Annotated in this window: 1 protein-coding gene; it reads left to right on the top strand. The window is 63.4% G+C overall.

Features of this window, described 5'->3' with window-relative positions; all coding sequences use genetic code 11:
• The coding region (locus DYI24_RS27710; RefSeq protein ID WP_164574579.1) for a 2-hydroxychromene-2-carboxylate isomerase at positions 1-418 on the top strand (418 nt) is incomplete at its 5' end.
• Between the last annotated feature and the right edge of the window lie 82 nt (positions 419-500).

Here is a 500-nt window from a genome sequence, read left to right as displayed (position 1 = left end):
GTCGGATTGGGCGCGCTCGGCGGGCCTTCCGATCAAGATGCCGCCCAGCGTGTTTCCGGTGAACAGCGTCAAGGCGATGCGCGGCTGTCTCTGGTTGCTGCGCGACAAGCCCGACGCGATGGTGTCGTTTGCGACCGCGGTGTTCGAAGCGTATTGGGGCGACGATCAGGACATCTCCAAAGACGACGTTCTGACCGTCATCTGTGCTCGGTGCGGCCTCGACCCGCAGGCATTCTTCGCCGCGATCGCGGAGCAGAGCATCAAGGACCAGCTTAAGGACAACACCGACGAGGTGATGGCACGCGGCGGCTTCGGCTCGCCGACCATCTTTGTGGACAAGACCGACATGTATTTTGGTAACGACCGGCTTCCGTTGGTGCGCGAGGCGCTGGCTCGTCGCAAGGCGGGTGCCGCCTGATGCCGAAGGCTGTGGTGTGCCGCGAACTCGGACCTCCCGAGTCGCTGCGGCTGGAAGAGATCGAACGCAAGGACTTGAAGCC

The sequence above is a fragment of the Rhodopseudomonas sp. BR0C11 genome, assembly GCF_010820945.1.
Lineage (GTDB): Bacteria > Pseudomonadota > Alphaproteobacteria > Rhizobiales > Xanthobacteraceae > Rhodopseudomonas > Rhodopseudomonas palustris_H.
This window is presented reverse-complemented; position numbering and strand designations above follow the sequence as displayed.